A 4295-nucleotide genomic window follows, 5' to 3' on the forward strand; every position below is an offset into this window, starting at 1 on the left:
CCAGGCCCAGCGCGCCCTGGCCGGCACAGGGAATCATTTGCTCGACGCTGAAGAACGAGCGGATGCGCTCGCCCAGGCCCAGGCGTTTCAGGCCGGCTGCAGCCAGCACGATGGCGTCGTAGCCGCCGTCATCCAGCTTGCGCAGCCGGGTGTCCAGGTTGCCGCGCAGCGGTTCGATGCGCAGGTCCGGCCGCAAGGCCAGCAGTTGCACCACGCGGCGCAGGCTGGAGGTGCCGACACAAGCCCCCTGCGGCAAGGCCTGCAGGTCGGCAAAGTGATTCGACACGAAGGCATCACGCGGATCCTCGCGCGCCAGCACGGCCGCCAGCACAAAGCCCTCGGGCAGCTCCATCGGCAGGTCCTTCAGCGAATGCACCGCCAGGTGCGCCTCGCCGCGTGCCATGGCCAGCTCCAGTTCCTTGACGAACAAGCCCTTGCCGCCAACCTTGGACAGGCTGCGGTCCAGGATCTGGTCGCCGCGCGTGGTCATGCCCAGCAGGCTGGCCGGCAGACCCAGCTCGGTGGCCAGGCGATCCCGCACATGCTCGGCCTGCCACATCGCCAGCCGGCTTTCGCGGGTGGCGATGACCACCGGCGAAGGGATCGGTGCCGACACCGGCGGAAAGGTGGGCGAGGCAGGCGTGTGATTCATGCCGAAATTATCGCGCCGCCACGGGCAACTGATAGGATTGCGAATTGGTAATTCGGTTACACCATCCGGAGACTTTCGATGCCGCGTGCTGCCGCCCCCGCCAAGACCCCCATCGTGCGCCCGCCGCGCGCCGCATCTTCCAAGGTGGCGAAGCCATCTTCCAGTGATGCCACCGAGAAGAACAAGCCTTTGGTGGAGGATATTCGGTTACTTGGCCGAATCCTGGGGGATGTGATCCGCGAGCAGGAAGGCCGGCCGGCCTTCGACCTGATCGAACGGGTGCGCCAGCTCTCGGTGGCCTACCGGATCAAGAAGGACGCCAGCGCCGGGCGCGTGCTGGACCGGCTGTTGAAGAACCTGTCGGCCGACCAGACGGTCAGCGTGATCCGCGCCTTCAGCTACTTCTCGCACCTGGCCAACATTGCCGAGGACCGCCACCACGTGCGCCGGCGCATGTACCACGAGGCGGCAGGCACCCACCAGGAAGGCTCGCTGGCCCACTGCTTCGAGAAGCTCGCCCGTGCCGACCACCGCGCCGCCGACATTGCCGGCACGCTGGCCAAGGCCTACATCTCACCTGTGCTGACGGCCCACCCGACCGAAGTGCAGCGCAAGAGCATCCTGGACGCCGAGCGCGCCATTGCCGAGCTGATCAGCCAGCGCGACGAACTGCGCACCGACAGCGAGCGCCGGATCAACGAAGCACTGCTGACGGCCCGCGTGACCCAGCTCTGGCAGACGCGCATGCTGCGCTACGCCAAGCTGACGGTGGCCGACGAGATCGAGAACGCGCTGTCGTACTACCACGCCACCTTCCTGCGCCAGATCCCGCGCATGTATGCCGAGGTCGAGGAAGCGCTGCCCGGCCATGAAGTGGCGCCCTTCTTCCGCATGGGCAACTGGATTGGCGGCGACCGCGATGGCAACCCGAACGTCAGCGCCGAGACGCTGCGCCTGGCGCTCTCGCGCCAGTCCGAAACCGCGCTGCGCCACTACCTGACCGAAGTGCACACGCTGGGCGCCGAGCTGTCGATCTCGCAGATGCTGGCGCCGGTCTCGGCCGAGATGATCGCGCTGGCCGACAGCTCGCCCGACAAGAGCCCGCACCGCGAGGACGAGCCCTACCGCCGCGCGCTGACCGGCATCTACGCCCGGCTGGCCGCCACGCTGCACGAGCTGACCGGCACCGAGGCGCTGCGCCATGCCGTGGCACCGCAGGACCCGTACCGCGCGCCGGAAGACTTCCTGGCCGACCTGCGGGTGATCGAGCGCTCGCTGCGCTCCCATCACGCCGGTGCGCTGATCGGCCCGCGCCTGGCGCCGCTGATGCGCGCGGTGCAGGTCTTCGGTTTCCACCTGGCCACCGTGGACCTGCGCCAGAGCTCGGACCAGCACGAAGCGGTGATTGGCGAGCTGCTGCGCGTGGCGCGCATCGAACCCGACTACAGCGCGCTCGACGAAACCGCCCGCCGCGAGTTGCTGCTGCGCCTGCTGAACGAAGCCCGCAGCCTGCGCGTGCGCGGCGTGGACTACAGCGAATGGGCGCAGCGCGAGCTGGCCATCTTCGAGGCCGCGGTCGAAGGCCGGCGCCGCTACGGCAAGCTGGCCATCCGCCACTACATCATCTCGCACACCGAGGACGTGTCCGACCTGCTGGAAGTGCTGCTGCTGCAGAAGGAATGCGGGCTGATGCGCGGCCTGCTCAGCGAAGAGGCGCATGCCGACCTGATCGTCTCGCCGCTGTTCGAGACGATTGGCGACCTGCGCAATGCCGGCACCATCATGCAGCAGTTCTACGCGTTGCCCGGCATTGCCGCGCTGGTCGCCAGGGGCGGTGGCGAACAGGATGTGATGCTGGGCTATTCGGACAGCAACAAGGACGGCGGCTTCTTCACCAGCAACTGGGAGCTTTACCGCGCCGAGATTGCGCTGGTCGAGATGTTCGCCCCCTTGGAGGCCGAGCACGGCATCCAGCTGCGGTTGTTCCATGGGCGCGGCGGCACGGTCGGCCGGGGCGGTGGCCCGAGCTACCAGGCCATCCTGGCCCAGCCGCCCGGCACCGTGGGCGGGCAGATCCGCCTGACCGAGCAGGGCGAGGTCATCAACTCCAAGTACGCCAACCCCGAGATCGGCCGGCGCAACCTGGAAACCCTGGTCGCCGCGACACTGGAAGCCACGCTGCTGCACCCGACCAAGGCCGCCCCCAAGGCCTTCCTGGAGGCCGCCGAGCAGCTCAGCCAGGGCAGCATGGCGGCCTATCGCGCGCTGGTCTACGAGACACCAGGCTTCACCGACTACTTCTTCTCCGCCACGCCCATCCGCGAGATCGCCGAGCTGAACATCGGCTCGCGCCCGGCCTCGCGCAAGGCATCCCGCGCCATCGAGGACCTGCGCGCCATTCCCTGGGGCTTCTCCTGGGGCCAGTGCCGCGTGGCGCTGCCGGGCTGGTGCGGCTTCGGCTCGGCTGTCGAGCAGTTCCTGGGCGAAGACAAGAAGCAGCGGGCCGCGCGGCTGGAGCTGCTGCAGCGCATGCACCGCCAGTGGCCGTTCTTCCGCACGCTGCTGTCCAACCTGGACATGGTGCTGGCCAAGAGCGACCTGCGCATTGCCTCGCGCTATGTCGAGCTGGTCGAAGACAAGCGGCTGGGCAAGCGCATCTTCGCGGCCATCCGCGCCGAGTGGGACCTGACCTGCCAAGCGCTGGCCACCATCACCGGTGACGGGCAGCCGCTGCAGTCCAACCCCAGCCTGGCCCGCTCGATCGAACACCGCTTCCCCTACCTGGACCCGCTGAACCATTTGCAGGTGGAACTGATGCGCCGCTACCGCAAGCGCCGCGAAGGCGATCCGGCCAACGAGCGGCTGCAGCGCGGCATCCACATCTCGATCAACGGGGTTGCAGCAGGCCTCCGAAACACGGGTTGATCTTGATCCGTTCGCACTGAGCCTGTCGAAGTGCCCGCGTCGCCGTGACGCGCTGGCTTCGACAGGCTCAGCCCGAACGGTCCACAGCGCCAACGATTGGGAAACCTCAATCTCTCGGACAGCGGCGAATCTACCTGCGCGCTTCCTGCTTCAGGAAACGCGAGATCGTGGCCAGTTCGCCGTCTCGCGCGACCTCGCTGAGGTAGGCGCTCATGCGCAGCGCAGCGGCGCATTGGCGGTCCTGCGAGGCGGTGTTCTGTCCAGAAACCGTGGGCCACTCCTGGGTGGCGATGCGCGAGAGCGCATCGGTGTAGGTCTGGCGGCGCGCGGCCAGCGCCTGCAGCCGCTCGGGCGACTGCCCTGTCCGTTCGCCCAGGCGCATGCCCATGCCCAGGTCCAGCATCGAGCGGCCATGCTGGGACAGCAGTTCGCCGAAGTGGCCGCAGGTGTCGCGCCGCGCAGGGTCGGCCATGACCTCGGCCGAGCACCAGCGGCCCAGCGCCTGGTAGCCACCGTAGACATGCGTGGTGCTCACCCCCATCGCCGCCACTTCAACCTGCAACCGCACCTGGCCCTGCACCGTCGGCGGCAAGGCCTGCATCACCTGCTGCGAGACCCAGCTCAGGTCGCCGTCGTGCCGGCTGGCCTGGGCTGCGCGCAGCATCGCCTGGTCCTGCGCGGCAGGGTCGTTGGCCAGGTCCTGTGCCAGCGCCAGCCA

The 4295-nt window shown here is 68.4% G+C and carries 3 protein-coding genes; 1 reads left to right on the forward strand and 2 read right to left on the reverse strand.

The annotated features are described in order from the left end of the window. The coding region (hemC, locus tag FKP22_RS22575; protein ID WP_211361525.1) for a hydroxymethylbilane synthase at positions 1–652 on the reverse strand (652 nt) is incomplete at its 3' end. 78 nt (positions 653–730) lie between these two features. Here hemC and ppc point away from each other — a divergent pair. Further along, a complete protein-coding gene (gene ppc, locus FKP22_RS22580) occupies positions 731–3577 on the forward strand; it encodes a phosphoenolpyruvate carboxylase (protein WP_141289929.1) in 2847 nt (948 codons plus the stop codon). 130 nt (positions 3578–3707) lie between these two features. On the opposite strand, the gene FKP22_RS32500 is transcribed toward ppc, so the two are convergent. Then, positions 3708–4295: hypothetical protein (locus FKP22_RS32500; RefSeq protein WP_170201018.1), on the reverse strand; the 588-nt coding region annotated here is incomplete at its 5' end.

The organism is Ideonella azotifigens (assembly GCF_006519715.1).
Classification (GTDB): domain Bacteria; phylum Pseudomonadota; class Gammaproteobacteria; order Burkholderiales; family Burkholderiaceae_C; genus Ideonella; species Ideonella azotifigens.

What these genes read in the sequence shown, in the direction of transcription:
- ppc (WP_141289929.1), top strand. Translation starts at nt 731, where the DNA reads ATGCCGCGTGCTGCCGCCCCCGCCAAGACCCCCATCGTGCGCCCGCCG.